Annotated in this window: 25 protein-coding genes and 1 tRNA gene; 24 read left to right on the forward strand and 2 right to left on the reverse strand. The window is 43.6% G+C overall.

Annotation, left to right across the window (positions count from 1 at the left end; genetic code table 11):
• The first annotated feature begins 6 nt into the window (after window positions 1-6).
• On the forward strand, window positions 7-507 hold the full coding sequence (locus ACWNM1_RS16600; protein ID WP_042193049.1) for a DUF4446 family protein: 501 nt from the start codon (window positions 7-9) through the stop codon (window positions 505-507).
• On the opposite strand, the gene yyaC is transcribed toward ACWNM1_RS16600, so the two are convergent.
• Window positions 482-1,087 carry a spore protease YyaC gene (gene yyaC / locus ACWNM1_RS16605; protein ID WP_042131724.1) on the reverse strand — a complete coding sequence of 202 codons (606 nt, stop codon included), beginning with the start codon at window positions 1,085-1,087 and terminating at the stop codon, window positions 482-484. The two genes, ACWNM1_RS16600 and yyaC, sit on opposite strands and share 26 nt — an antisense overlap.
• A gap of 118 nt (window positions 1,088-1,205) precedes the next feature.
• Here yyaC and ACWNM1_RS16610 point away from each other — a divergent pair, with 118 nt between their 5' ends.
• The 4 genes from ACWNM1_RS16610 to ACWNM1_RS16625 all read left to right on the forward strand — a co-directional run bounded on the left by ACWNM1_RS16610 (window position 1,206) and on the right by ACWNM1_RS16625 (window position 2,847).
• Window positions 1,206-1,457, forward strand: coding sequence for a DUF3343 domain-containing protein (locus ACWNM1_RS16610; protein WP_042193047.1), 252 nt, complete (start codon window positions 1,206-1,208; stop codon window positions 1,455-1,457).
• Window positions 1,458-1,472: 15 nt separating this feature from the next.
• Entirely contained in the window at window positions 1,473-2,501 is a 1,029-nt protein-coding gene (locus ACWNM1_RS16615) for a mechanosensitive ion channel family protein (protein ID WP_449601790.1), read from the forward strand.
• A complete protein-coding gene (locus ACWNM1_RS16620; protein ID WP_036677772.1) occupies window positions 2,501-2,713 on the forward strand; it encodes a DUF951 domain-containing protein in 213 nt (70 codons plus the stop codon). The genes ACWNM1_RS16615 and ACWNM1_RS16620 overlap by 1 nt, the downstream gene beginning before the upstream one ends.
• A 43-nt stretch (window positions 2,714-2,756) precedes the next feature.
• Window positions 2,757-2,847 (forward strand) — tRNA-Ser (locus ACWNM1_RS16625).
• Window positions 2,848-3,229: 382 nt separating this feature from the next.
• On the opposite strand, the gene ACWNM1_RS16630 is transcribed toward ACWNM1_RS16625, so the two are convergent.
• Window positions 3,230-3,427, reverse strand: a complete 198-nt coding sequence (locus tag ACWNM1_RS16630) for a YjzC family protein (protein WP_042131720.1) — start codon at window positions 3,425-3,427, stop codon at window positions 3,230-3,232.
• A gap of 215 nt (window positions 3,428-3,642) precedes the next feature.
• Between ACWNM1_RS16630 and rpsF the strand changes: the two genes are divergently transcribed.
• The 19 genes from rpsF (at window position 3,643) to ACWNM1_RS16725 (ending at window position 25,672) form a co-directional block, all read left to right on the forward strand.
• Window positions 3,643-3,927 carry a 30S ribosomal protein S6 gene (rpsF, locus tag ACWNM1_RS16635; protein WP_036677776.1) on the forward strand — a complete coding sequence of 95 codons (285 nt, stop codon included), beginning with the start codon at window positions 3,643-3,645 and terminating at the stop codon, window positions 3,925-3,927.
• Window positions 3,928-3,975: 48 nt separating this feature from the next.
• Complete coding sequence (gene ssb / locus ACWNM1_RS16640; RefSeq protein WP_036677780.1) at window positions 3,976-4,482, forward strand: single-stranded DNA-binding protein; 507 nt, start codon at window positions 3,976-3,978, stop codon at window positions 4,480-4,482.
• A 21-nt stretch (window positions 4,483-4,503) separates the two neighbouring features.
• On the forward strand, window positions 4,504-4,776 hold the full coding sequence (rpsR, locus tag ACWNM1_RS16645; RefSeq protein ID WP_036651767.1) for a 30S ribosomal protein S18: 273 nt from the start codon (window positions 4,504-4,506) through the stop codon (window positions 4,774-4,776).
• Between the two features lie 550 nt (window positions 4,777-5,326).
• Complete coding sequence (locus tag ACWNM1_RS16650; protein ID WP_449601792.1) at window positions 5,327-7,282, forward strand: endonuclease MutS2; 1,956 nt, start codon at window positions 5,327-5,329, stop codon at window positions 7,280-7,282.
• 191 nt (window positions 7,283-7,473) lie between these two features.
• Complete coding sequence (opp4A, locus tag ACWNM1_RS16655; RefSeq protein WP_449601793.1) at window positions 7,474-9,204, forward strand: oligopeptide ABC transporter substrate-binding protein; 1,731 nt, start codon at window positions 7,474-7,476, stop codon at window positions 9,202-9,204.
• 74 nt (window positions 9,205-9,278) lie between these two features.
• On the forward strand, window positions 9,279-10,223 hold the full coding sequence (locus ACWNM1_RS16660; protein ID WP_449601794.1) for a D-alanyl-D-alanine carboxypeptidase family protein: 945 nt from the start codon (window positions 9,279-9,281) through the stop codon (window positions 10,221-10,223).
• A gap of 315 nt (window positions 10,224-10,538) precedes the next feature.
• Entirely contained in the window at window positions 10,539-11,579 is a 1,041-nt protein-coding gene (locus ACWNM1_RS16665; protein WP_449601795.1) for an LCP family protein, read from the forward strand.
• A gap of 193 nt (window positions 11,580-11,772) precedes the next feature.
• Entirely contained in the window at window positions 11,773-12,198 is a 426-nt protein-coding gene (locus ACWNM1_RS16670) for a CBS domain-containing protein (protein ID WP_042193039.1), read from the forward strand.
• Window positions 12,199-12,411: 213 nt separating this feature from the next.
• Window positions 12,412-12,714, forward strand: a complete 303-nt coding sequence (locus tag ACWNM1_RS16675; RefSeq protein ID WP_170880353.1) for a MazG-like family protein — start codon at window positions 12,412-12,414, stop codon at window positions 12,712-12,714.
• Window positions 12,715-12,720: 6 nt separating this feature from the next.
• Window positions 12,721-13,638, forward strand: coding sequence for a DUF2232 domain-containing protein (locus tag ACWNM1_RS16680; protein ID WP_449601796.1), 918 nt, complete (start codon window positions 12,721-12,723; stop codon window positions 13,636-13,638).
• Window positions 13,639-13,649: 11 nt separating this feature from the next.
• Window positions 13,650-15,656 (forward strand): DHH family phosphoesterase, encoded by a 2,007-nt coding sequence (locus tag ACWNM1_RS16685; RefSeq protein ID WP_449601797.1) that lies wholly within the window; start codon window positions 13,650-13,652, stop codon window positions 15,654-15,656.
• Window positions 15,653-16,099, forward strand: coding sequence for a 50S ribosomal protein L9 (rplI, locus tag ACWNM1_RS16690; protein WP_042193036.1), 447 nt, complete (start codon window positions 15,653-15,655; stop codon window positions 16,097-16,099). Before ACWNM1_RS16685 ends, rplI begins: the two co-directional genes overlap by 4 nt.
• A gap of 1 nt (window position 16,100) precedes the next feature.
• Window positions 16,101-17,468, forward strand: coding sequence for a replicative DNA helicase (dnaB, locus tag ACWNM1_RS16695; protein WP_042131710.1), 1,368 nt, complete (start codon window positions 16,101-16,103; stop codon window positions 17,466-17,468).
• Between the two features lie 209 nt (window positions 17,469-17,677).
• Complete coding sequence (locus ACWNM1_RS16700) at window positions 17,678-18,964, forward strand: adenylosuccinate synthase (RefSeq protein ID WP_042193035.1); 1,287 nt, start codon at window positions 17,678-17,680, stop codon at window positions 18,962-18,964.
• A gap of 162 nt (window positions 18,965-19,126) precedes the next feature.
• Window positions 19,127-19,777, forward strand: coding sequence for a hypothetical protein (locus tag ACWNM1_RS16705; protein WP_449601798.1), 651 nt, complete (start codon window positions 19,127-19,129; stop codon window positions 19,775-19,777).
• A 309-nt stretch (window positions 19,778-20,086) separates the two neighbouring features.
• Complete coding sequence (locus ACWNM1_RS16710) at window positions 20,087-21,631, forward strand: peptidoglycan DD-metalloendopeptidase family protein (RefSeq protein WP_449601799.1); 1,545 nt, start codon at window positions 20,087-20,089, stop codon at window positions 21,629-21,631.
• A 191-nt stretch (window positions 21,632-21,822) separates the two neighbouring features.
• A complete protein-coding gene (gene yycF / locus ACWNM1_RS16715) occupies window positions 21,823-22,554 on the forward strand; it encodes a response regulator YycF (RefSeq protein ID WP_042193032.1) in 732 nt (243 codons plus the stop codon).
• A complete protein-coding gene (gene walK / locus ACWNM1_RS16720) occupies window positions 22,554-24,383 on the forward strand; it encodes a cell wall metabolism sensor histidine kinase WalK (RefSeq protein WP_042193031.1) in 1,830 nt (609 codons plus the stop codon). The genes yycF and walK overlap by 1 nt, the downstream gene beginning before the upstream one ends.
• Window positions 24,380-25,672 carry a YycH family regulatory protein gene (locus tag ACWNM1_RS16725; RefSeq protein WP_042193030.1) on the forward strand — a complete coding sequence of 431 codons (1,293 nt, stop codon included), beginning with the start codon at window positions 24,380-24,382 and terminating at the stop codon, window positions 25,670-25,672. Before walK ends, ACWNM1_RS16725 begins: the two co-directional genes overlap by 4 nt.
• Window positions 25,673-25,690: the final 18 nt, after the last annotated feature.

The following is a 25,690-nucleotide window of genomic DNA, read 5'->3' on the forward strand; positions in this document are numbered from 1 at the left end:
CCATTCATGTCTGAATTAAATCAATTAATTAGTGAGCAGTTGCAGTGGTTTGTGTTTGGTTTTACAGTAATTATGTTGGTGCTGATAATCACTGTAATCGCCCAGGGGGCTAAGCTGCGTGCTATGCGGCGTAAATATGAGGCCATGATGGCTGGGAGCGGTGTGGAGGATCTGGAAGGCCTTCTAATTGATCTGAAGAACCAAAGCGACATGCTGGAAGAAGAACAACGTGAGCAAAAAACCGTATTAGAAGCAACTCAAACTAGAATGCGTGGCATGAAGTCCAATATTGCGCTGAAGCGTTATAATGCCTTTGGTGAACGTGGCAATGATCTGAGTTTCTCAGTCGCTATACTGGATGACAACAGTAGTGGTATTGTATTAACCAGTCTTCATAATCGTGAGAATTCTTACATTTACTCTAAACCTATGCAGAATGGCGAATCACAATATGTCTTATCACCTGAAGAAAAAGAAGTAGTCACTCTCGCGTTGCAGCGGACCTAGCATGAAGATTCCATTGCTTTAAGGCAGAATATAGACTTGTAGCTATAATATCAGATAATCGCATAACTAAACTTAAACGCGTGTTCTGTAATACAAAATACTCCATAAAGCCGCCGACATTAACGATTCCCGTCAAATGGATATCACCTACCGGCGGCAATTGTTTATTTACGCCAGCACCTGGTCTCAAGGGCCCTTCAACGACTTGGATGCATCCCACACTAGTAGAGTGACCTAAACAAGCATCTATACCTATGATAAAGGGGTTACTATATCTTTCGTTGATCAGGGATAGAGTTTCCTCAAGGTTAACGGCATGGACAGGCTCCTCAAGAGTTCCATATAAATGAAACAGCGGACTATGAAAACGTGACAATGCAGTGCCAACAAGAGGGCCAAGAGAATCTCCTGTGGATCGGTCCGTACCTACACAAATGACGACAATCTGTGTTTCCGGGCGTGTACGTGCAAAGTGAAACAGTAGCCGGTGGGTAATAGCAGAATAGATATCGGGATCGGTATGTGATATTTTTAAACAGGACGTTTCTTGCGCTGATGTAGCTTTGGATGAAAAATTCATACCATCTTCCTTTCTGAAGCTGATTCTATTTGATGGTATCTAGTATATGGATAGAAGAGGGGTTTTATACTACAGCGGCAAGAGATAGGACGATAAACCTATGGGAGGCGTAACGTATATGCAGGAAGAGATGTTGATCGCGTTTGACTCTACCCAGCAGGCGCTTCGTGCTGAAATGCTGCTTGAGTATGCGGAAATTGAAATTGATATATTTCCAACCCCGAAAGAGATCACGGCAGGATGCGCGATATCGATTCAGTTTTATCAAAGTGCACTGGAAGAGGTACAAAGGATAGTAACGGAACAGAATATCGAAATACGCGGTATCTACGGAAAACACAACGAGAACTACATACTGATTGAGAGGTAGGGAGGACTATACAATATGAATAGGTGGATATTAGAGGCTACTACTCCCGGTGATGCTGTAAAAGATGCCTTGCGTTTTAAAGATAAGGTGTGGAATTGGTTTACCGATGCTGATATGTGGGCCAATGTCTTATTCTCAGGACTACGAATTCTTATTATTTTTCTCTTAACTAGGGTTATTATTAAAATTGTTTCTAATATTATTGATCGTTCGCTTGAACGTAAAACCGGCGGCAGAATTCTGTCTAACACACGAAGGTTTACTACGGTAGGGGAATTGATGAAAAATGTAGTAACGGTTATCTGTAATTTTGTGATGATTATGCTCGTTCTTTCAGAGTTCCAATTCGATTTAGCACCCTTGTTGGCCGGAGCGGGTGTGCTTGGTCTAGCAGTAGGTTTTGGAGCACAAAGTCTGGTGAAGGATGTTATTACAGGTTTCTTTATTATTTTGGAGGACCAATTTGCGGTTGGTGATGTAATTCAGACAGGTACTTATAAAGGGACTGTAGAATTAATCGGATTGCGAACAACAAGACTGTTAAGTACAACCGGAGAAGTTTTTATTATCCCTAATGGACTAATTACAAATGTGACGAACTACTCTCTTTCCAATGCATTGGCTGTAGTTGATGTTCCTGTTAAAATGGAGCGAAGCTTGGAAGCCACGTTAGGATTAATTGGCGAGGCGCTAAAAGGAATAGAAGAGCGCAACTCCAATGTGCTTGCTTACCCTAATGTGCTCGGTATACAGTCCATGAGTACCTCGGAATATGTGATTCGTATAGCTGCCAGCTGTGCTCCTAATGCAAGAGATGCAGCGGAAAGACAAATTCAGAACGACATAAAGCAGGCATTAGAGAAACAGAGTATGCTGGAACTGGCTCAAGCTGAAGAAGAAGCACGAAAGGAAGCAGAGGCAGAGGCGAAGGCTGAAATAGATCTTGCAAAAACAGAACATGCACTAGAAGTTACAGGGTCGGCACGCACTGGGTCAAGACGGCAAATCGCAGCTACACAAGAAGGAGAAGAGGGGGAAGAATAGTGGAACGTAAAGTTTTTCAGCTTGGGGATATAGTGCAAATGAAGAAGCAGCATCCTTGTGGATCTAATGAGATGGAAATCATTCGCATGGGGATGGATATCCGAATTAAATGTACAGGCTGTCAGCATAGTGTTCTGATTCCCCGTGCTAAATTCGAGAAGAATATGAAGAAGGTACTGCGCTCTGCGGAGGGAAATACAGACAATAATTAAGCTTGCAAATGGCATGTCTGCATGATACAATTATTTTTGCTGCGGAGAGGTACCCAAGAGGCCCAAGGGGGCTGACTCGAAATCAGTTAGGCGTGTCAAAGCGTGCGTGGGTTCGAATCCCACCCTCTCCGCCACTTCAGCATATATAACATTTAATGAATCCTTCGTTCCTGTAACGGAGGTTTTTTTGTGTCTATAATAGCCGATACACAGGATAATATATAACGCAAAAAGAAGGGCCCTTTCGGGTCCTTCTTCAGGAGGCAGTACATCAATGATGTTTGGAATTTCTCTGTTTATAGCGACTAAAGTGATTTAGGCGTTGCTGAGGCTAATGCTTTTTTAAGGCAATAACCCACTACTCTTCCCAGCTTACAATAGATGCTGAATCAGATCTCCTGTGATTGTGTTCGTCTACGACGGCCAACGGAACCACACCTCTCTTTTGTACTGCCTGAGTATAGTATGTGTAATGTCAGTTTTTTTATACACATTTATTTTTAAAATATTTTTGAATTAGTGGACCCGTGCTTTTTCAACCTTTTTCCACTTTCGATTTTTGTTGGTGGTCTCAGGGAAGGTATCCCCTTTTTCCATTTTAATGTGCTGTGGATTCGAAATCTCAGTATGGAAGCTTCGCGCTTCGCCTACCTCTGTATACATGCCTGGATTGGGGGCTTTGTCGCCTTCTTCATATTCCGTCTTCTCACCCATTATTATTCCTCCTTTTTTAGTGTAGATGAATTCGTAATTATTGTGTGCAGGTAGTGATTTTTTCATGTAAAAAGAGGAGGAGGAGTTGTCCTGTATTAATATTGCTTGCACTCTGCTGTTCATTTTGGTATATTAATCAGGTGCGAGTCTATGTTTGTGCTCGTTCCTTGCTCCTGACGTGATTAGGGGCCTCAGACCATAAGGAGGTGAAAATTATGCGCAAATATGAAGTGATGTACATTATTCGTCCTGACATTGAACAAGAAGCCGTTCAAGCAGCAGTCGATAAATTCCAAGGCATCATCTCCAATGGCGGGGAAATTACAAAGCACGAAGTGCAAGGTAAACGCCGTCTTGCGTATGAGATCAAGAAATTCCGTGATGGCGTTTATGTTTTGGTTAACTTCAATGCAGAACCTGCAGTAGTTACTGAATTAGAACGTCTTATGAAGATTTCTGACGAAGTTATTCGTTATCTCATTACGAACGACGTTGCTTAAGATCTTGACAAGCTTTGTAATGAATCGCTCTAAAGGAGGGGACCAGAATTGTTGAACCGTATCATTTTGATCGGACGGTTGACCCGTGACCCGGAACTTCGTTATACTCCCGCTGGTGTTGCCGTAACGCAATTTACGCTAGCCGTAGATCGTAACTTTACGGGCCAGAACGGTGAACGTGAGGCAGACTTCATCCCGGTTGTAACCTGGAGACAGCTAGCAGAAACCTGTGCCAATTACTTGCGCAAAGGTCGTCTGACAGCAGTAGAAGGACGCATCCAAGTGCGGAATTATGAGAATAACGAAGGCAAACGTGTATACGTAACTGAAGTTATTGCTGATAATGTTCGTTTCCTGGAATCTTCACAGAGCCGTGAAGGTGGAAATACTTCAAGTGGTGCAAGTAGTATGCCTGAAGAGCCAGCATATGGTGGCGGTGGTAACGCTGGACGCGGAAATAACAACAATAATTTCTCGCGTAACAACAATACTCAAGATCCTTTTTCGGGCGATGGTAAACCGATTGATATATCGGATGATGATTTGCCATTTTAATTAGGAAGGACTGAAAAGAATATGGCTTTTAAACCAAGAGAAGGCGCTGACAACGACAAAAGACCGGCACGTCGTGGTGGACGCAACAAGCGTAAAAAAGTTTGCTTTTTCACTGTGAACAAGATTACTCACATTGATTATAAAGATACCGAACTTCTTAAGAAGTTCATCAGCGAACGTGGAAAGATTTTGCCACGTCGTGTAACAGGTACAAGTGCAAAATACCAACGCGCTCTTACCATTGCTGTAAAACGCTCGCGTCAAATCGCGTTGCTTCCTTACACAACGGAATAGGACGTTTTATAAAAGCAGTCGGGAAACCGGCTGCTTTTTTTGTATGCAGAAAAGGAAGCATTAATAGTAGGGTAAGCATGAAATCCAATTATTTGGGCGTTGAATCGTTTGACGTTGGCACTTTATTATGTTAAATTACAGCTATCCTATAACTAAAGGGGAAATTTTGATGTCGGTGACCGTTCTTAACTAGCAATTTCATAACACTTGATTAGGAAGGCTTAAGCAGGCTCGTCATGAGGCGATTACGTGCTCTATTTGAGTTCGTATTACGCAACAGTCTGTTGTTCCTTACGGGTGGATGATTTAGTTAAGAACACACGAAGCGTCAAATGGCCTCTTTACGGCTGTTGTTCTCTTTGTAATTAACCGTGCTCTTATTGCACGGTTTTTTTGTTTTTCGGCACCTGTTCTCATTTTGGGGCCTTAGGACGATAGAGGGCATCAGTATAAAAAGAAGGGCAAGGACTGCCATAGTGGCATTCTTTGCCCTTCTTTGCGTTATGGAGAATGAGGGCCAAACCAATAGAGATTTGAAGGAGGATTTGCTGTGAATTTACAAAGTCTAAACATGCTGGAATACGAAATCATTAAAACAGAGCTTGGGCGCCACGCAGTATCTTATGTAGGAAAAAAAGCTGTAGAAGAGCTTATGCCAATGACCTACTTGCCGACGATTCAAAGAGCAATGGAGGAAACTTCTGAAGCTAAAGAACTGCTGGAACGAGGATCGAGTGTACCCATTCCTTCATTAGAAGGCATTGAGTGGATCATGTCATTAATGGGGACGGGATATTTGTACAGTGAGCAAGATTTCACTGCGGTTGCTACATTTCTTAAGAGCTGTAGTCAACTGCGCAAATATATGGCCTCTAAAGAACAGAGCGCTCCACGGATTGCAGCATATGCATCCTCGTTAATGGAGTTAAATCACGTGAGGGAGGCTATTGATCGCTGTATCCGTTTTGGTGCGATTGATGATGGAGCAAGTAAGGGGTTAGAGCGAGTTCGTAAACGGATTGTAGTGGCTAAAGAACGTCTTCATAAAAAAATCGACGGAATTATGTCACGCCATCAATCGATTTTGCAGGAGAATATTTATAGTCAACGAGGTGGGCGTTACGTTATCCCCGTAAAACGGGAATATCATAAACAAATAAAAGGATCGGTGCTTGATCAATCCACAAGTGGACAGACGGTATTTATTGAACCAGACGAGATCGCTGCTCTCCAAATTGAGCTTGATTTGCTTTTGGGTGAAGAAGCGCGAGAAGAAGCTGTAATCCTCAGCATGCTGACTAGCTTGGTAGAACAGGAACAGGCTGCCCTGCACCTTAATATTGAGGCTACGGGCACGTATGATTTTATTTTTGCTAAAGCTAAATATGCACGAACACTGGGGGCATCTTCTGTTACGCTGAATGCGAAAGGCTTTCTAAAGATGAATGGAGGCAGGCATCCCATGCTGAAGGGGATGATTCCGATCAATCTGGAGGTTGGTAAGGGGTATAAATCCCTTATCATTACAGGCCCAAATACAGGTGGTAAAACTGTGGTCCTTAAGACACTAGGGCTGCTGACGATCATGGCTCAATCGGGGCTGTTGATTCCGGTCGAGGAGGGTAGCGAATTCACTATTTTTACGGATGTAATCAGTGTAATTGGCGATGGACAAAGTCTGGCACAATCACTCAGCACATTCTCGGCGCAAATGAAGAGTATTGAGGGAATGCTGAGAGATGCATCTAAAGGGGTGCTGCTGCTCATTGACGAGCTGGCGGCTGGTACGGATCCCGGGGAAGGCATTGCGCTCTCTATCGCGATTCTGGAAGAGCTGAGCCATAAAGGGGCGAATATTATTGTTACTACACATTTTAATGAGCTAAAAGCCTTTGCAGCCGCAACGACAGGCTTTCAAAATGCGCGAATGGAATTTGATAAAGAAACGCTACAGCCGTTGTATCGATTGACGATTGGAGAAGCGGGGGAAAGTTACGCTCTGCAGATCGCTAAAAAGCTGGGGATACAGGATAACGTTATTAAGAGATCATGGGAAATCGTAGCGGCGCAGCAACAAAGGCTACAGAAAGGCAGTGGAGAGGCATGGGGAAGTCTTTTCAGCAAAGAAGATGGAGAACAAGAATATGCTGCACTTCCAGTAGAGGAACATGGCAATGCAGAAGAAGAGGCTACTCCATCTGACCGCAGCAAGGAGAAGCTGATTCAATTTGAAATTGGAGATGCAGTTGTGGTAACGTCACTCGGCCGCACAGGGATCGTTTATGAGAAGAGAGATCATTTAGGAATGGTTGGGGTGATGATACAGAAGCAAAAAATGAAAATTAACCATAAGCGGTTGAAGCCCTATCTTTCAAAAGAAGAGCTATACCCTGAGGAATATGACTTTGATATTATTTTTGAGAGTAAGGATACACGTAAAAAGCGCAAGTTGATGCAGCGTAAGCATGTTGAGGGTTTAACGATTACGCACAGAGATGAAGAATAGATTCAATCAAGATCTGTCCACGAGACAGGTCTTTTTTTATAGATATAACGAAATAAGTGAATTTCAAGCAGGAGTAAAGGCCTAGGGCTTAGAAGTAATTGTAACCACCATAAAACTTTGTTACAGTAAAAATATTTATGTTCCATAACTTAAATGTAGATATACGTTCAACTAGAGAAGGGAAGAAACACATGAATAATAAGAAAATATGCAGGTTGTTGTTAATGCTGCTCGTGATGGCAACTCTATTGTCAGCATGTAGTAGAACAACTTCTAGCAGTAATCCATTATCTTCGCGCCATAATTTAGTAGACGATAAGCCACAAGCTGGTGGAGTAGTTACCTACGGATTCTCCTCACCATTTACGGGTTTGTTTGAGCCTGCTTTTTATGAAGGTGAAGATGATTTTCATGTGCTGGAATTTATTACTGAGCCGATGTTTCAGGTAAATGATGAACTAGTGACGGTTCCTAATATCGCCTCTTGGCAGGAATCTGATGATCATAAAGTATTTACATTTAAAATTAAACCAGGAATCCGTTGGCATAACGGTGATGAATTAACGGTAGAGGATTGGAAATTCGCAATTGAAACTATTGCTAGTCCAGATTATACGGGCTCGCATTATTATAGTGTTGAAATGATTCAGGGTGCAGAGGCCTATCATGAGGGAGAAGCGAAGGGCATATCCGGATTGAAGGTTATAGATCCTTATACTTTAAAAATAACTGTAACTGCTGCACGGGTAAACACCATCGATAGTCTGTGGCCCTATCCGATGAATAAAAAATACTATACTGGAATTGCTGTTAAAGATATGCCTGAAAGTGACCAGATGCGAAAATCTCCTATAGGTATTGGCCCTTTTGAGGTTGAACATATTCAGCCTGGCCAGAGGGTAGAAATGAAACGTTTTGATCAATATTACAAGGGCAAAGCGCTATTGGATGGGATAGTGTATAAGGCATTTGACGATAAGGAAGTGGCTGAACGCTTTCAAACAGGAGAGATTGACATAGAGTCAGCCCCTCGGGATGCTTATGATGATCTAAAAAAACTGAGTAATATTAACATCCTGCAAACTGCTGAGCTAGGCTATGAATATATAGGTTTTAAATTCGGGCATTGGGATACGGAAACCGAGACCATCGTAATGGATAATCCTAAATTTGAAGACAAAAGATTACGACAAGCTATGTATTATGCTTTAGATCGTGAAGGGATCATCAAAGCATATTCCCACGGTCTAGCTGAGCCTGTAGAGACTCCTATATCTAGCACTAGCTGGGCGAAGATCCCTGATACTGAGATTAATGCTTATCTGTATAATCCTACCAAGGCCAAGGAACTGCTGGATGCTGCTGGGTTCTTGGATCTAGATGGTGACGGATTACGAGAAGACCCAAAGGGCCAGAAGCTGATGATCCATTTTGATTCTATGCTAGGCAGTCAAACAGCAGAGCTACGTACCAATGCCATTTTAAGAAATTGGCGTGATGTTGGACTCGATGTACAGCTAAACGGTGGAGCATTAAAGGAATTCCATGCTTTCTACGACGCAGTGGAAGCCGATGATCCGTCTATCGAACTATTTTACGGAGTATGGGGGCTAGCGAGTGATCCCGATCCAACAGGTCTATGGAGAGAAAATGATCTATGGAACTATCCCCGTTGGTCTTCAGAGCGGAATGAAGAGCTGATTCGTGAAGGCGTAAGTATGAAGGCATATGATATGGATTATCGTAAAGAAATATATTATGAGTGGCAGAAGCTGGTTAATGAAGAGGTACCTATGATCTTTCTTGCCGAACGAAAAGCCATTGTTCCAGTAAATAAGCGCCTACAGGGCGTTCGTGTAAATTCTATAAGTACAATTATAGACCCTTACAAATGGTGGATTAAGGAAGAGGACGAAAAATAAAATAATAATTTTTTGTGAAAAGTGAAATCAAATTGTAGTTTCATTCGTCATATATAGTATGGAGGATGACGACGATGAAGAGACGGATAGTAGTGGGGGCAATCGCAGCTGTATTAGTCGTTGTCTCAATTGCGGTATGGAGGCCAACTGGGCTTGGTTTTAAACCGAATATTGACGCGGAATCAGCAGTGCTTCTAGATATGGATACCGGAGATATATGGGTGGATATTAATGGTGATGTACCCATGCCACCGGCCAGTGTATCTAAATTAATGACAGAAATGATTGTGCTGGATCAAATCTCCTCTGGAATGATTAGATGGGAGGATAGAGTCCCAATTAGTGCCTATGCAAGTAAAATGGGCGGCACAAGTCTCTCATTGAAGCGGGGAGAATTCTATACTATAAGAGAATTATTCGAAGGAGTCACTATTTATTCTGCCAACGATGCTACTGTTGCATTGGCTGAGTATATGGCTGGTTCAGAAGCCTCTTTTGTGCTCATGATGAACGATAAGGCACGTAGTCTAGGCTTATCTTCTCGTACAATATTTACTAATGCAACGGGACTATCAGGTAAGGACCTTGGTTTCACTGATCCGAATATGCATATCAGCGGTGAGACTATGATGACAGCTCGTGATACCGCTAAATTGGCTGCCGCACTAATCTATCATCATCCGGATATTCTCAATATTTCCAGCCGTACACAAATGCATTTAAAGAATAAGGGGCTATATGTAAGTAATAGCAATTTCATGTTGCCAGCTATGGGTGGCATTTACGCTTATGAGGGTACAGATGGTTTAAAGACTGGACATAATAACCGGGCAGGATACTGTATTGCAGGCTCGGCTCAGCGAGATGGGCATAGGCTTATTGCGGTCGTTATGGGGGCAAAGTCTTATGAGAGCCGATTTAAAGGGGCAGCAAAATTATTTGATTACGGATTTTTCCGTGGTTTACAATCCGGAGATCGGGTTAAACATATGATGAATCCGCTCAGAAATAGGAACTAAAGTCGGAGCGCCATACCAGTATTTATTACTTGGTTTGGTGCTTTTTCCCTATTCATGTCGTTATTTGTGGTTTCTTTTTATCCATTTAGTGATTACAATAGAAATATTGTTTTAGTCCACATTATTTTAGAACCGCCAAAAACTTTTTTTCTATAATTTTGAATGACCTGAATTTCTTGAATGGGGGGACAATAAGATAATGGAATAAAGGTCAGTTGATCGCCGTGAGAAATAAAGTCATGACTGCCTGATAAAGATTCGGGAAGCATTATATATATGGCAAGCAATTATTCTACAATAAAGAAGGAATCAAAAATGAAGGAATCAAAGATGAAAAAAATAAAGAAAAGATATATCGCCCTCATTGTTCTTGTTGTTATTATAGCGGGAGGCTTTCTGTTTCGTAATTCCCTGGCTGTATTAGCCTTCGACCTCTTTTTGTCTGATCGGGTTGAAACTAAGCTAAAGGAAGAATCTTACCAGCCGCTTAAGGATGATAATAAGGTTAAGCCAGAACCGGTTGTATACAAGAGCGATCCGTTCTCAATTATGCTCTTAGGTACCGATCAACGTGATAATGAAACGGCACGTTCAGATACCATGATGTACGCTGTTGTTCGGCCCGAGGACTATAAGATCCTGCTCATTTCTATTCCGCGTGATACGTATACGGAAATTATAGGTCATAAGGATAATAAAAAGGATAAGATTACACATGCCTATGCTTTTGGGGGGCAGCAGATGGCCAAGGATTCCCTAGAAGCGCTGCTCGGTCATGATATTCAATACTATGCGACAATAAATTTTAAAGGACTCAAGGATGCTGTAGATGCTATTGGAGGCGTTCCGCTGCCGATTAAGAAAGACATTGTGAACAAAGGTAAGGACCATGAAAAGTTTACAATTGAAGCTGGAAAGTCGCTTTATAACGGACAAGAAGCACTGAACTATACGCGTTATCGGGAGGATAGTGACTTTAACCGTACCAAACGTCAACAGGTTTTTATTGATGTTGTAGCGAATAAAATGTTATCGATCAGTCAAATTGGCAACATTCCGAAGCTGTTGGATATTATGGGAGATAATTTTAAAACCGATATAGAGCCTTCGATGATCATTAGTCTAGCCAAAAAATTCATGGGCGGAAAAGGCATGGATATCTCAAGCTTCACAGTTATGGGTGAAGGTAAACGTATGGATGGTGTTTACTATGATATCGTTGATGAAGAGGATTTGAGTGAAGCTAAGGCGATGATCGACAACTGGATGAGCGCAGCAACACCTGTAGATCAACTAATTGAGCCGGGAAAAGCAAGCAATGCACTGGAGCCTAAATCAACAGCAGTTACGCAATAATTCTAAAGTGGAGTTCAAACTCATATAATTAATTGCAGCAGCCATTCACATTCTTATGGCTGCTGCTTACTGTCTTCATGCTATAATGTATTGGAACTATTATTAAGCTGCCACGTATTAATAATTTTGCATGGTAGTAAAAGGAAGTTAAAGAACCGTAATTCCTTCGGAACTCTTTGAGGAGGATCAAGAGATGAATATTGCATTTTTTTTACTTCCGAAACAGGAAGTCGCTTGCGTAACGATCGATTCAACGCTACGCCAAACGTTGGAGAGGATGGAGTATCACCGTTATACTGCTGTCCCTATTCTGAACCGAAATGGAGAATACGCTGGTACGGTTACAGAAGGTGATCTGCTCTGGTATATGAAGGAATCCGAGGGCAAGGTTACTTTCGAGAACGCTTCAAAATTCTTGCTTAAAGATTTGCCGTTGAGGATGAATAACAGACCTGTCTCGATTGATGCGGATATGGAAGATCTGATTAATTTGGCTAAGGTACAGAACTTTGTTCCTGTAGTCGATGATATGAACCGGTTTATTGGCATCGTTCGCCGGAGTCAAGTCATAGAATATTGTGAGAAATTTGTATCAAAACAATCTCAAGAGTCATTATAGCCCAATTTATTCGCGGTAATAGAAGCAATCGGAACAAGGCCTGTATTTCCGGCGATAACGGAAAGCAGGTCTTTTTTAAAAATGTGAGAAGTACTAGTTCATCCCTTGTTGAAGCATACTTAAGGTGCGCGGGGCGCCCTTGTGTGACACGGAATTTTTTATGCTATAATGGAGAATAAAGCTTTTTGCCGGAGGTAGAGAGACGTGTCCAATGTGCCGAAGGATCTGGATGTCGCTAAACGCGCCAAGGTAATTGAATGGTTAAAAACAGAAGTGATTGACCAAGTTTCACGGTTATTTAAAGCGTTATGGGAAGGCAGTACTACCCGTGTGGGCGACAGCCTGGCTAGTTTGATTATGAGCTCTTATATTTTGGGCCGCAGACTAGGGATTCCCTATCGTCAATTAGATGACTTGCTACTCGAGAAGCTCAGAAAGCATAAGCAGGAAGGGCATCAACTGGAAGAATGGTATCAAGATATATCTGCTTTAGAAGAACATATGCGTAAGAGGTGAATACTGTTGAAATTTCGCTGGTCATCTGTGGCTTGGAGCGTAGTATATTTACTTTTGCTGCTTAGTTTAACGACTCCATTGCTCATCATCACTACCCTATTTATGATTGTTCCGGCAGTAGTGTTATTCACTACGCTGAACACCAAACAATTCGTTCTACACGTATTGCCGGTGTTGCTGATTGTTGGTCTGATTACACCTATTTATGTGCTGATCGCGGCTTATTTCTTAATACCTGCTCTGGTTATGGGACGTTGGTATAAAAGACATGCTTCAGCAGTATCTACCGTGATTGCAGGTACGGTTACGATTCTTGGAGAATTCCTGTTACTGTTATTACTCGGTACGGCGTTATTTAACTTTGATTTGTCTAACTATGTGAACGATGTGCTGCAGATGGTTAACTCGCCTCTGTCTGATCTTGGTACTACTAATCCCCTGTTTACTGATCTTGGATTTACGACTGAGGATGTAAACAAGCTAAGTCATATGACGGTTCAAATGATCCCAATGACTCTAATCGTAAGCTCTTTTATGATAGCTGTCATTACGCATTCTATTGTTCGTCCGATTCTGAACAGTATGAATTATGCAGTGCCTAAGATGAAGCCTGCTCGTGAATGGAGACTTTCGAGATCGTTTATTTGGTATTATTTGATTGGTGTGGTTCTTCAGCTCTTCTTCTCAGGATCAGAAAATAATTACATCCTCATGATTTCTGCCAATCTGCTGCCGTTGCTACGAATTGGCTTTATGATTCAGGCGATTGGATTCTTCTTCTTCCTGGCGCATGAACGCAAATGGAACAAGATGGTTGCCATTCTGCTAGCAATACCGGTCATTTTGCTGCCGCCGCTACGCATTATCGGTATTATTGATCTTGCTTTCCCACTGCGGGAGTATGTGACGAAATCGAAACGATAGGGTGAGAGTTCATGCCTAAATTTCTGCAAAGACGCTGGCACGGCTATCATACCGTATGGGCGTTCATGCTGCTGTTGGCCCTTATTATAATTGTTAGTATTTATAACTGGGCTCTTGGGGTCGTTAGCCTGTTTCTGGCAGGTACATTATGCTTCTATATGCTGAAGACGGAAATTTCGTTCCGCCGTAATCTGGTGGAATATATTAATGGATTAACTTTTCGTATTAAGCGAGTGGAGGGAGAAGCAGTGAGTATGCTGCCCCTCGGAATCATTCTGTTTAGCGAAGATCGAACAGTAGAATGGAATAACCGTTATGCTGGTGATATTTTTACGCGCAAGTCTTTAGTTGGGGAGCCGCTACTGGAATTGCTGCCGGATATGCAGTCTTTTTTTACGACGAATGTCTCGGGAAAAAGGGATGTTCACAAAGAAGGCGTATTGCATGACACTCGCCTTGAGCTCACTGTGGATGAACGATTTTATCAAGCTGTCATTATTCCAAGTGAACGTATTCTTTACATGTATGACATCACTGAGCTTGTGGTGCTACGTGAACGTTATGAGGATGAGAAGCTGGCGATTGGCATAGTGATGATGGATAATCTAGATGAATCTGCTCAAGGAATGGATGATCAACAGCGTACTTCTCTGATCGCTAAGGTAGCGAGTGAGATCACCGAATGGAGTAAACAGTTTGATGTTTATCTGCGGCGTCTGTCGTCTGAGCGTTATTTAATGCTACTTAATCATCGTAGTCTGCAAGCACTGGAAGAAAGTCGATTCGTTATTCTCGATGAGATTAGGGAGATGACGGCCGACCTTAAAGTGCCTATGACACTGAGTATTGGTATGGCATTTGGAGCGGACTCTGCAAGCGAGCTAGGTGCTTTAGCACAATCCAGTTTGGATATGGCGCTCGGCCGAGGTGGGGATCAGGCTGCTGTAAAAGCAGGTCAGAGGTTGTCTTTCTACGGTGGAAAGAGTAATGCTGCGGAGAAGCGTACACGAGTGCGGGCACGAGTCATTGCGCATGCGCTGCGTGATTTAATGCAGGAGAGCGACCGTGTGCTGATCCTCGGCCACCGCACACCAGATATCGATGCTGTTGGTGCTGCGATTGGCCTTCTGAGAGCCGCACAGATGTATAATGTAGAGGCTAGCATTGTGATGGAGACTCCTAATCCTTCCATAACGAACATGATGGAGCAGATTCGGAAAGATGATGAATTGTATAAGTCGTTCATCACAACGGAGCAGTCTTTACAAGTGATGACGGAGCATACACTGCTTATTGTTGTAGATACCCATAAGGCATCTATGACAATGGAACCGCGGCTTGTGCAATATGCGAGTAGAATTGTGGTGGTGGATCATCACCGTAGAGGCGAAGAGTTCATCAACGATGCTGTACTTGTCTATTTAGAGCCTTATGCTTCATCAACCTGTGAGCTGGTGACAGAGTTGCTTCAATATATCCATGAGAAAGTAAAGATTAGTCCATTGGATGCTACAATGCTTTTAGCGGGAATTACTGTAGATACGAAGCACTTTGCACTGCATACAGGGTCACGTACATTTGAAGCTGCAGGGTTTCTGCGCCGAAATGGTGCGGATACCGTTCTTATTCAGCGTATGTTGAAGGAGGATTTACAGGAGTATATTTCAAAAGCCGAAATTATCAAACATGCGCGTATGATTTATGATCAAATCGCATTGGTCGTTACGGCACCAGGTATGAAGATTCCACAGCTACTTATCGCTCAGACTGCGGATACATTACTTGGGATGACGAACGTAGTCGCTTCATTTGTCATTAGTGAGCGACCAGACGGCCTGATAAGCATTAGTGCTCGATCACTTGGGCGTATGAATGTACAGGTCGTGATGGAAAAAATGGGGGGCGGTGGGCATCTATCGAACGCCGCGGTACAGCTAGAAGGAACATGTAAAGAAGCAGAAGCCAGACTGCTGCAAGTGCTGGCTGAAATCGAATCGAAAGAGGGTTTATTCGAATGAAGGTCATTTTCATAAAAGATGTTAAGGGTCAAGGTAAAAAAGGTCAGGTTAAAGAGGTATCCGAAGGTTATGCTTCGAACTTCCTATTACCACGTGGATTAGTTCGTCCGGCAACGGAAGGCAACGTGAAGACGCTTGAGAATCAAGCAGCTGCTGAACAACGTCGTAAAGATAACGAAAAAGAAGAAGCTCAGCAACTGGGCAAGAAGATAGATGAGCTTACCCTTACTATGAAAGCAAAAGCAGGTGAAGGCGGCCGCCTATTCGGCGCAATCACCAGCAAACAAATTGCTGAAACGCTAGCTTCCACTCAAAGCATTTCCATCGATAAGCGCAAGATTGAGCTAGGAGAGCCGATTCGTCATTTGGGAGTGTTTCAAGTAAGTATAAAACTACACACTGAAGTAAAGGCTACCCTTAAGGTTCAGGTAACGGAGGAGTAACATGGGTGGAGATCTCTTTTTCGATCGGGTTCCCCCGCAGAATCTTGAGGCGGAGCAAGCGGTAATTGGTGCTGTTCTGTTGCAGGATGAAGCGCTCATTACTGCAATGGAACGGGTGAATACCGAAGACTTCTACGATAAAGCGCATCAAATGATTTTTGAGGCGATGGTGCAGCTCGGAGAAGAGAGCCAGCCGATTGATCTTGTTACGCTTACTTCTAGACTGCAGGACAAGGGAGAGCTCGAAGATATTGGTGGTGTTAGCTACCTAGCTAAGCTGGCGCATGCTGTGCCTACTGCGGCTAACGTAGAATACTACGCGCAGATTATTGAAGAAAAGGCTATGTTACGGCGTTTGATTCGTACAGCGACGCAAATCGTAAGCGAGGGTTACACCGGCGGCGAAGATGTAGCCGATATGCTGAGTGATGCAGAACGGCGAATTCTTGAAATCTCTAACCGGCGCAGCGGCAGTGGATTTATCGCAATCCGCGATGTTTTGATGGAAGTATTTGATAAGGTTGAACTCCTCCATCAGAATAAAGATAAGGGCGGCATGTCAGGTATTCCAACGGGATTTGTGGATTTAGACCATATGACTAATGGATTCCAGCGCAATGATTTGATTATTGTTGCAGCCCGTCCTTCTGTAGGTAAGACAGCATTCGCACTAAATATTGCTCAGAATGTGGCCGTACGTGCCAAAGAGACGGTTGCCATATTTAGTCTGGAAATGTCTGCGCCGCAGCTAGTACAGCGGATGATTTGTGCCGAAGCTAATCTGGATGCGAATACTATGCGTACCGGTGACTTCAAGAGTGATGATGATTGGTCGAAGCTGACTATGGGCATTCAGTCCCTATCGGAGGCGGAGATTTATATCGATGATACAGCAGGGATTACTGTAACGGATATTCGTGCGAAATGCCGTAGGCTCAAGAAGGAAAAGGGCCTGGGGATGATCGTCATTGACTACTTGCAGCTCATTCAGGGCCGCGGTAAAGGCGGGGAAAACCGTCAACAGGAAGTATCGGATATATCCCGTACACTGAAGCAGATCGCTCGTGAATTGGACGTGCCGGTTATCGCCCTGTCGCAGCTTAGCCGGGGTGTGGAACAACGTCAGGATAAACGACCGATGATGAGTGACTTGCGTGAATCCGGTTCTATCGAGCAGGATGCCGACATTGTTGCGTTCTTGTATCGTGACGACTATTACAATCAGGACACTGAGAAGAAAAATATTATTGAAATTATTATAGCTAAACAGCGTAATGGTCCCGTTGGGACAGTAGAGCTTGTCTTCCTTAAAAACTTCAACAAGTTCGTTAACTACGAGCGAGCACATGCAGAACCATTTGCTGGGTAACCTGTCATGTATGATATCCGAACGATTGCACATTTCTTTGTGTAATCGTTCGTTTTATTTGACTTTGAAAAAAACGGCTGTTACACTGAGTATTGTCCTTTAGTGGGTAAATCCGCTTGGAGTCCGGAGGGCTACGTACATAAGAATGACGTACAGGGCCCATATTATGAAAAATAATGGTGCTTGCTAGCACCTACGGAGGAATGAACATGTCAACGGTAGTCGTCGTGGGAACACAATGGGGAGACGAAGGTAAAGGGAAAATCACTGACTTTCTAGCGGAAAGTGCAGATGTGGTTGCCCGTTATCAAGGGGGCAATAATGCCGGTCACACGATTCTGATTGACGGTGAGAAGTTTAAGCTCAGCTTAATCCCTTCTGGTGTATTTTATAAAGAAAAGACTTGTGTAATTGGTAACGGGATGGTTATTAATCCAGCTGCCTTGATCCAAGAAATTAATTATATTCATGAGAACGGCTTTGACACTAAAAACTTAGTGATCAGCGACCGGGCTCATGTTATTATGCCTTATCACATGGTACTGGATGCTCTAGAAGAAGACCGCAAGGGTCCGAATAAGATTGGTACAACACGCAAAGGCATCGGTCCATGTTACATGGATAAGGCTGCACGTAACGGTATCCGTATTGCTGACCTGATGGACGCTGAGGAATTCGAATTGAGACTTCGTCACTTGATGGAAGAGAAGAACCAAGTGATTACTCAAGTATATGGCGCGGAAGCTCTTGATGTTGAAGAGATTCTGACTCAGTACCTGGAATATGCGGAAGTACTACGTAATTATGTGACAGATACGTCGGTCATTCTTAATGAAGCTATTGATGCAGACCGCAAAGTATTGTTTGAGGGTGCACAAGGGGTAATGCTTGATATCGATCAAGGTACGTATCCGTTTGTTACTTCTTCTAACCCTTCTGCAGGTGGCGTATGCATAGGTTCTGGTGTTGGACCTTCTAAGATTAAACAGGTTATCGGGGTTGCTAAAGCCTACACTACTCGTGTTGGAGATGGCCCGTTCCCTACAGAACTGAATGATGCCACTGGTGATTATATCCGTGAAACAGGTCATGAATATGGCACAGTTACAGGACGTGCTCGCCGTGTAGGTTGGTTTGACAGTGTTGTTGTAAGTCACGCTCGTCGTGTAAGTGGAATCACTGGCTTGTCTCTTAACTCGCTGGATGTGCTGAGCGGACTTGAGACTGTGAAGATCTGCACAGGCTACAAATACCGTGGTGAAGTAATCACGCATTACCCAGCTAGCCTTAAGATGCTGGCAGAGTGTGAAGCGGTATATGAGGAGCTTCCAGGTTGGAGCGAAGATATTACTTCCGCAAAAACATTGGACGATCTGCCAGCAAATACACGCAGATATGTTGAACGTGTATCTGAGCTTACAGGGATTCCGATCGCCATCTTCTCAGTAGGCCGTAACCGTGAGCAGACGAATCAAGTAATGCCAATTTATATCTAAATAAATTTAGTCATTTATAAGAGACCTCGCGAGAGGTCTCTTTTTTATGTTTACTTTTATGCGTATGTTTCCCGAAGCCGGTTCTAGTCAATACTGGGAGTATAGAAAAACATGGAAAAAATATACCGGATAGACTTGAACATAGGTGAGAGGAGAGAAGAAATGAAGATCGTGAAGCGTGCACTGGGAGTATGTCTAATTGTAGTACTCGCAAGTACACTTTCAATTCTAACTACGGGCGTGGTTGTAAATGCTTATATTCAGTCGGTGCTGGCGAGCTTCGATATTAAAGTAGATAGTCCAGGCCCAGGCTTAGGTGGGATGGTCAAGAGCATTATTGGCATGGATAGCCAATCGGACTCCAATAATGTGAATAAAGAAGCAACGACAACAGGCAGCGCGGTAAACAAGGATAAAGATAACAGTAAGGATACACCTGAAAAAGGGGAGCCGGTGGATGAAAAAGCACCCGAGGATGCTTTACCGGTTATGGGCCAAGCCTCAAATGAGTCTTCTACTAACGAAAGCCAGAGTGGAAGTTCAGAGGATCAGAAATTAGTAATGACACCTGAGGCAATAGGTGACTTAAAAGATAATCTCCCTTCAGCGGAGAAGGTAAATATATTCAATATCTTGATGTCCAAACTACCGCAGGATGAGATGCAGAAAATCTCCACGGCGATGGAGGATGGTCTAACGGAGGATGAGGTTAAGGAGCTGCAACAAGTCATTGCCAAATATGTTGATCCCGATGAATACGAGAGTATAATGAAAATGCTTACACCAACTACAGAAACTCTACAGCAACCATAGTAATTGTCAATTTCTAGACACAAGAAAAAGGCTAAATTTTCATATTTGCGCAAAAAACCCGCGTATTTCGTGGGTTTTTTTATGTGTACAAAGTTGAAATTTTCCGATCAGCTATGGTACATTAGACAAGGATGCTCAAAGGGTTAATTTTTTGTAACCAATTGTAACCTTTTTGAGGGTCCATTAGAAGCAGGAATTTAGAACTAGACTAAGCAGAAACATTCATGGTCGTAATCTATATAATCGAGATCGTACAACTAGCTTGGCCGTTCATATCAGATGACAGAGCGGACTGAAAGGGAGAGTTTCATGAAGGGATTTAAGTTCATGCGCCGGATGGAGAAACTGCAGGATAGTGACACAGCAGAATCCGGAGCAGATGTTCAGCAGAGCCACAATTTCGGTCACGACTCCACACACTTTCATCAAGAAAAAGGGACTCGTAGATTCGGGCGCTCTTGGATTTTGGGAGCTGTTGGCCTAGTACTTCTAACCACTGTGTTGATCGGTGCAGAGAAAAAGTATGTAGCAGCTAATACCGAAACCTACTATCAAGTGTTGGTGAAGGGTAAGGAGATCGGGAAGCTCAACGATCAGGCACAGCTTAACCAGCTGTATGATAAGAAGCAACAGGAATATCAGGATAAGTATCCGGATTCAACGATGGTGCTTCAGACAGAAGGCATTACAATTAAACAGGAGAAAGCGTACAAGCCGGAAGTTGATAGTGAAGCAACGCTTAATAAACTAGATGGAATGCTGAAGGCCTATGCCGTAGGTGTACAATTATTGGTAGATGGCAAGGTGGTTGGTATTGTTAAGGATCAAGAGACCGCAAATGCGGTGCTTGAAGGGGTAAAGAATCATTATGTTCCGCAAATTAAAGTAGCAACGGCTAGTAAGCTCACAAGAACAGCAGCCTCAAGTTCAAGTGCTGCGAAAGCAAAAGCTCCTAACCAAGTGGAGTCAGTCAAAATTAGTGAAGAAGTTGCTATTGTTCCAGTGAAGACAGATCCTAACAAAGTGTTGGATGTGCAGGAAGCGGTCAAAACTCTTACCGAGGGTAAAGAAGCACCACTTCTTTATACCGTTCAAGAGGGCGATACGATTTCGGGGATTGCCAAACGGTTTGAAATTACACAAAAAGAGATCTATAGTAACAACCCGGATGTGAAAGAGCTAACCTTGAAGATTGGAGATACACTGAAGCTGAAGGTACCACAGCCAGATGTTACAGTTGTTACTGTAGAGCAAGTGTCAGAGCAGGTGGTTACTGAGCCTGAAGTGATCGTGCGGAAAAGCGACCAGTTACCAGCAGGCAAAAGTAAGGTCGTTCGTCCAGGACAAACGGGCCTTAAAGAAATGCAGTATCGGTTAACAAAGAAAAACGGAATGGTCGTACAAGAAGAGTGGTTGGGTCAGACCGTTATTAAATCTTCTCTCCCTGAAGTGGTTTATCGGGGTACGAAGGTAGTTGGTGAAGGAACAGGCATGTTCAGTTGGCCAGTAAGCGGAGCAACCCTTACTAGTAGTTTCGGTGAGCGCTGGAGTCGTGCTCATAAGGGTCTAGATATGGTATCTGGCAACCGGAGCATTAAAGCCTCTGATGCCGGAACTGTAATCTTTGCTGGTGTGAAGAGCGGATATGGAAATGTGGTTATCGTGGATCACCGTAACGGATACGAAACCTATTATGGCCACTTAAACAGCATCTCCGTTTCTACGGGACAGCGTTTGGAACAAGGCGCCAAAATTGGCGTAATGGGCAATACTGGACGCTCGACGGGAACACATCTGCATTTTGAGATTCGGAAGAATGGCACTGCAGTAAATCCAATGAAGTATTTGCGATAATTCATACGTTAACCTCAACTGCTCGATTAAACTCGAGCGGTTTTATTTTTTTTAAAATATAGGAATGACGATATAGCTGTTTCTTTTTGCTGGGAAAGCCGATTCCTTATTTCGTAGGATGTGACGGTAAGACAGGTATGTTAAAATAAAGGAATGATCTTTAAGTAAGGATAGGAAGGTGAAGCTGAGACATGCAGATGGGAACGATTCTGGTAGTAGACGATGAACAGCCTATTGCTGATATATTGAAGTTTAATCTAGAAAAAGAAGGCTACGAGGTTATTTGTGCTTTTGATGGTAACAGTGCAGTAGAATTGGCATTGTCCAAAAAACCTGATCTTATGCTGCTTGATCTTATGCTGCCTGGTAAGGACGGGATGGATGTTTGTCGTGAGGTTCGTTCTGCACATTTGGACATTCCTATCATTATGCTTACTGCCAAAGACGGAGAGATTGATAAGGTGCTTGGTCTAGAGCTTGGTGCGGATGATTATGTGACCAAACCTTTTAGTACACGTGAGCTACTCGCCAGAGTGAAAGCCCAAATGCGGAGACAGCACAAACCGTCACCGCCGGGAATGGCGAATGAACCTGCAGAGACCAGACAGGGTATTTACCATTTTGATCTATTTATTGATACAGATATGTATCTGGTATATAAGGGTGGGGAGCCGCTTGATTTGACCCATCGTGAATATGAGCTGCTCTACTATATGATTAAACATGCGGGTAAGGTGATGACCCGGGAGCATTTACTGCAGGCCGTGTGGGGATTCGAGTATTTCGGCGATGTGCGGACCGTAGACGTGACGATCCGTCGTCTAAGAGAGAAAATTGAGGAGAATCCCAGCAAGCCGGAATATATTTATACTCGGCGCGGACTTGGCTATTTGATGCATAGCCCTAAAAGCGGAGGACTGTGATGAAGTGGTGGTCCTTTTTCCGGACAATTCAGGCCAAGCTTATTATTATTTATGTGCTGCTGATTCTGATAGCTATGCAGTTAATTGGAGTCTATTTTGTCAGCTCGATGAAAAACTCGTTAACGGATAACTTCACGAAGGATCTTAAAGCACGTGCGGAGATGCTATCCATCCTGACTGCTGATAAATTTGGTAGTGAGGCTGGTACCGTTGACGAGGAAACGGCTGTAGAAAGTCTACGTGGTATGGTTAATAATCTTTACATTAACGGGGCGGAGATTCAGGTACTTGATGCCAGCGGCAAAATCATTACCACCTCCGTGCCCTCGCAGAATGACTATGTCGGACAGCGCAACACTCAGACCGTAGTCAATCGCGCCTTGCAGGGGATCAGCGATAATGAAGAATATATTATTGCCGATGATAATGTGCGGAAAAAGGTTGTGGCCAAGCCGGTACTTTCCGGTGACAAGGTAGTAGGTGCAATCTATATTGCTGCTGACATGAAAGATTTATATGCGACTATGGGCAGGATCAACAGTGTATTTATCTCTGGTTTGCTGTTAGCCTTGGGACTGACAGTTGTCCTATGTGTTATTCTTGCACACACCATTACGCAGCCGATTAAAGAAATGACTAGGCATGCAACAGCTGTTGCTGAAGGTCGGTTCAATCGAAAAATGCCCGTACTCGGCAACGATGAAATTGGACAACTCAGTCAGGCATTCAATTATATGACCGGCAGATTGCGTGAGGCGCTCTCTCAGAATGAGGAAGAGAAAGAGAAGCTCACCTCTATTCTGACGAATATGAGTGACGGTGTGGTAGCCACGGATGAGAATGGTGTAGTCATTCTTATGAACCTTCGAGCAGCACTTATGCTGGGAACAGAAGGTCCGTTGCCGGAAGGTGCCCCACTGGATAAATTGCTAGGTCTTGATTATGAGCAGAGTGGTTCCTTGGCTAAAGGAAATGCCCAGTCTGCAATGCTTCATCTGACACATATGGGTGGAGAAGATTCTAATATCGTGAGAGTTACATTTACTCCGATTCATCGCCGTGAAGGCGGCATTGCCGGTACTATTGCCGTGCTGCAGGATGTAACTGAGCAAGAGAACCTGGAGGAATCACGCCGAGAGTTCGTCGCGAACGTTTCGCATGAGCTAAGAACACCACTTACAACGATTAAAAGCTATGTGGAGGCACTTGATGATGGAGCGCTTGAGGATCCGCAGTTAGCGGTTCGTTTTGTTGGGGTTATTCGTAACGAAACCGAGCGTATGATTCGTCTGGTTACGGATCTACTGCATCTGTCGCGTCTGGATTCCAAGGAGGCACTTCTCAGAATTCAGCAGACGGATATTACTGAAATGCTAGAGGATGTAGCAGACCGCTTTTCTTTTCAGATTCGGCAGAAGCGGATCGACATTAGTACAAGGGTCCGTAGGGATGTAAGCACAGCATGGCTCGATCGTGATCAAATCGATCAGGTCTTGGGGAATTTGGTCTCCAATGCATTAAAATATACGCCAGAAGGCGGTACGATTGAATTGGAAGCCTTGAAAAGTGAGGATGGAATGCTCTCCATTTCTGTACGGGATTCCGGGATTGGTATTCCGAAGAAAGACATCGAGCGGATCTTTGAACGTTTTTATCGGGTGGATAAGGCGCGTTCACGGAATATGGGAGGCACCGGACTTGGCCTTTCCATTGCCCGGGAAATTGTGAAAGCCCATGGAGGCTCTATTTCCCTGCAATCCGAGCTTAATGAAGGCTCTAAGGTAACCTTTACGCTACCTCTGAATGCGCAAAGGGGGAGTGAGGCATGAAGGAGAGATTGAAGTCATGGATTCTAGCCTTGCTCGTGCTGGGAAGTCTTGTTGAGAGTTACTATTTGATTTATCGCTTGCCTGGTGCAGACTCAGCGGTACTCTCCGAGAATCTATATGTGAAGACAGACAATATGGGACCGGAGGAAAAGGTTGAGAACCTGCTGTACCCTGATAAAATGATCATCCATATGGGCGATAACAAACATACGCTTTTTTATCCAGACTCAACGTTCTATAGCTTGATTATGAATCGGTTAAAAGGGCGTGGATTTGAAAGCTTCCAGCGGCACTCGGTACAGGATTATGATTGGGATAAGATTCGAAATGAGAATCCGGGGATTGAGCTTTCGTTCGGATCCGGCATTCCGGTAACGTTACTTCAGCGGGTTATGCAGTTGTCACCAGATTCCCTATTTGAAGGAGAAAGCATTGATCGCATTTGGATCTATAACATTAAGAATGACTCCAAAGCGCATGCCATTTTCTTCAGTACGAGAGGCGACATTATATATGAAGCGGCAAAAGCGGATTTAACTGTGCAAGACGTGCAGCAGCATGTGGATTTCGGCAAGAACTGGACGCCTTACAAGTCCGTAGATGGTGATTATTATGTGCCAGACAGCAAAATTTCTCTGGTTCAGGTTGAGATGCCTTCAGGCATGTATACCATAGAACAAATGCAGAACAATCTTTTCTTCGATGTTGGAAGCACTAGATATATTCGCGAGAAAAATGGCTCGGAGATTTATACGGATAGCAAAAGGAGTCTTCAGGTCGATAAGGAACGGAATTGGATGAGCTATAGCGATCCTGCCGCACTTCCAGCCGGAGACAGTACACCTGCCAAGGATGCGCTTGAAGCTGTAGAATTTGTGAACCAACATGGTGGATGGAATGGAACCTATCGTCTTGAAGCCACCGAGGAGGGGAGACAGGAGAGAAAGGTCTCTTTTCAACAATATTATGGCTCCTATCCATATGGCTCCTATCCGATCATGAGTAACTCGCAGCTGCAGTATGGTGTAATTAATCTGGAATTGCAGCAAGGCACCGTATCCTCTTATGAACGCTCGTTAATCTATATTGATGAGAGTAAGGCAGAGAAGAAAATCGTAGAGCTATCTGGAGGCGTGGAGCTAGAGAATCAATTGTCTGCGGTTAGCAAAACTTCGGCAGTGAAGGATTTAACGCCTGCGTATGTACCCGTAGTGAAAGAAGAGAAGCTGCAACTACTTCCAGTCTGGAAGGTTACGCTTATTGACGGCAGCGTTCTTACATTAAATTAATGTACAAGTTGTTCATAT

The organism is Paenibacillus sp. Marseille-Q9583 (genome assembly GCF_976954365.1).

What these genes read in the sequence shown, in the direction of transcription:
- ACWNM1_RS16600 (WP_042193049.1), top strand. Translation starts at nt 7, where the DNA reads ATGTCTGAATTAAATCAATTAATTAGTGAGCAGTTGCAGTGGTTTGTG.
- yyaC (WP_042131724.1), bottom strand. Translation starts at nt 1,087, where the DNA reads ATGAATTTTTCATCCAAAGCTACATCAGCGCAAGAAACGTCCTGTTTA.
- ACWNM1_RS16610 (WP_042193047.1), top strand. Translation starts at nt 1,206, where the DNA reads ATGCAGGAAGAGATGTTGATCGCGTTTGACTCTACCCAGCAGGCGCTT.
- ACWNM1_RS16615 (WP_449601790.1), top strand. Translation starts at nt 1,473, where the DNA reads ATGAATAGGTGGATATTAGAGGCTACTACTCCCGGTGATGCTGTAAAA.
- ACWNM1_RS16630 (WP_042131720.1), bottom strand. Translation starts at nt 3,427, where the DNA reads ATGGGTGAGAAGACGGAATATGAAGAAGGCGACAAAGCCCCCAATCCA.
- rpsF (WP_036677776.1), top strand. Translation starts at nt 3,643, where the DNA reads ATGCGCAAATATGAAGTGATGTACATTATTCGTCCTGACATTGAACAA.
- rpsR (WP_036651767.1), top strand. Translation starts at nt 4,504, where the DNA reads ATGGCTTTTAAACCAAGAGAAGGCGCTGACAACGACAAAAGACCGGCA.
- opp4A (WP_449601793.1), top strand. Translation starts at nt 7,474, where the DNA reads ATGAATAATAAGAAAATATGCAGGTTGTTGTTAATGCTGCTCGTGATG.
- ACWNM1_RS16660 (WP_449601794.1), top strand. Translation starts at nt 9,279, where the DNA reads ATGAAGAGACGGATAGTAGTGGGGGCAATCGCAGCTGTATTAGTCGTT.
- ACWNM1_RS16665 (WP_449601795.1), top strand. Translation starts at nt 10,539, where the DNA reads ATGAAGGAATCAAAGATGAAAAAAATAAAGAAAAGATATATCGCCCTC.
- ACWNM1_RS16670 (WP_042193039.1), top strand. Translation starts at nt 11,773, where the DNA reads ATGAATATTGCATTTTTTTTACTTCCGAAACAGGAAGTCGCTTGCGTA.
- ACWNM1_RS16685 (WP_449601797.1), top strand. Translation starts at nt 13,650, where the DNA reads ATGCCTAAATTTCTGCAAAGACGCTGGCACGGCTATCATACCGTATGG.
- rplI (WP_042193036.1), top strand. Translation starts at nt 15,653, where the DNA reads ATGAAGGTCATTTTCATAAAAGATGTTAAGGGTCAAGGTAAAAAAGGT.
- dnaB (WP_042131710.1), top strand. Translation starts at nt 16,101, where the DNA reads ATGGGTGGAGATCTCTTTTTCGATCGGGTTCCCCCGCAGAATCTTGAG.
- ACWNM1_RS16700 (WP_042193035.1), top strand. Translation starts at nt 17,678, where the DNA reads ATGTCAACGGTAGTCGTCGTGGGAACACAATGGGGAGACGAAGGTAAA.
- ACWNM1_RS16705 (WP_449601798.1), top strand. Translation starts at nt 19,127, where the DNA reads ATGAAGATCGTGAAGCGTGCACTGGGAGTATGTCTAATTGTAGTACTC.
- ACWNM1_RS16710 (WP_449601799.1), top strand. Translation starts at nt 20,087, where the DNA reads ATGAAGGGATTTAAGTTCATGCGCCGGATGGAGAAACTGCAGGATAGT.
- yycF (WP_042193032.1), top strand. Translation starts at nt 21,823, where the DNA reads ATGCAGATGGGAACGATTCTGGTAGTAGACGATGAACAGCCTATTGCT.
- walK (WP_042193031.1), top strand. Translation starts at nt 22,554, where the DNA reads ATGAAGTGGTGGTCCTTTTTCCGGACAATTCAGGCCAAGCTTATTATT.
- ACWNM1_RS16725 (WP_042193030.1), top strand. Translation starts at nt 24,380, where the DNA reads ATGAAGGAGAGATTGAAGTCATGGATTCTAGCCTTGCTCGTGCTGGGA.